Source organism: Mycobacterium sp. THU-M104, assembly GCF_049197365.1.
GTDB lineage: Bacteria > Actinomycetota > Actinomycetes > Mycobacteriales > Mycobacteriaceae > Mycobacterium.
Genome location: NZ_JBMIOP010000122.1, coordinates 1 through 1460, shown reverse-complemented (window position 1 = coordinate 1460; position 1460 = coordinate 1). Strand labels below are relative to the sequence as shown.

The 1460-nt window shown below is 68.4% G+C and carries 1 protein-coding gene; it reads right to left on the bottom strand.

The features are described 5' to 3' along the window. A partial coding sequence (locus tag ACOJVU_RS10715; protein ID WP_421529764.1) for a class I adenylate-forming enzyme family protein occupies positions 1-1271 on the bottom strand: 1271 nt, incomplete at its 3' end. Positions 1272-1460 lie beyond the last annotated feature (189 nt).

The window sequence follows — 1460 nt, the reverse complement described above, 5'->3', positions numbered from 1 at the left end:
AGCAGCACGGCCTCCACCTCGATGCTGGACACGTTCTCCCCGCCCCGGTTGATGATGTCCTTGAGCCGGTCCACGATGTGCACCCGGCCGGCGTCGTCGACACGCACCACGTCTCCGGTGTGCAGCCAGCCGTCCACGATCGTCGAGGAGGTGGCCTCCGGCCGGTTCCAGTAGGAGCCGGTCACGTTGGCCCCGCGCGCCACCAATTCGCCCGTCGCCGGGTCGTCGCCGACGGGGAGCACCCCGAGGTCCACCGAAGGCACCGCGTACCCGACCGAGTCGGCGTGCTCGACGGCGTCGACGTCGGGCAGCACGGTCATCAGCGAGGCCGTCTCGGTCATGCCGTAGCCGTTGAACACCGTGGCGTGCGGGAACGCGTTCTGCACCGACTGCACCAGCGACGGGGCGATCGGCGCGCCGCCGTAGCCCACCCACCGAACCCGAGAAACGTCGGCAGTGCCGAAGTTGGCTTGCCGCAACAACAACGAGTAGATGGCGGGCACCGTGACCAGGAAGGATATCCGCTCAGCCGACAGGGCGGCCAGGAAGCCGCCGAGGTCGAGGGCGGGCATGATCACCGCCGCCCCACCGACCCGGGTGGCCATCAAAAGCTGCGAATTGCAACCGGTCACATGGAACAGCGGCACCGAGATGAGGGTGCGCAGCGCCTCGCCCAGCTCGGGCGGTTGGCCGAGACCGCGCAGCATGTTCTCGGTGTTGGTCAGGAAGGCCTCGTGCGTGGTGGGCACACCCTTGGGGTGACCGGTGGTACCCGAGGTGTAGAACAGGGCGGCGGTGTCGGTGTGCCGCAACTGATGCGTCACATACGCTTCGCCGTCAGGCAGCGGCGTCTGCGGCGCCAGCTCCATCCGGGCCCCGGAGTCGGCCAGCACGAACGCGACTTCGGGTGGTGCCGAGCGCGTATTGACCGGCACCGCAATGCCGCCGGCCATCACGGTGCCCCAGAAGGCCAGCACCCAGTCGATCCCGGCGGGGTAGCGCACCGCGACCCGGTCGCCCGGTTGCAGACCGTCGGCATGCAGCCCGCCGGCGACCCGCGCGGCACGGCGCCACAGCTGGCGGTAGGTCAGGCGCTCACCGCCCAGTTCCACCACCGCCTCGCTGTTGGGCCGGTTGTCGACCTGCTCGGCGAGCATGTCGAGCAGCGTGGCGGGCAGGCGGTCGTAACGCGGGATGCCGTCTGCGCCGCGCGAGACGCCCGTTGTCGCAAACGGGTTGTGACTTCGGGGAATCTCGGTCACTGCAGGCATGCCCGCTCCTTAATGTCCGCCGACTGTCGTGCTAGTCCTGTCGTGATAGTCCTGTCGTGATAGTCCTGTCGTGATAGTCCTACCGTGCTAGCCCCATCGTGATAGCGGTGACGATCGAGGATCCCGCCATCATGCCCGAGGCGTTCTTCACTGTCGACGGCGACTCCTATCTGCCGGGCGCGCTGACAC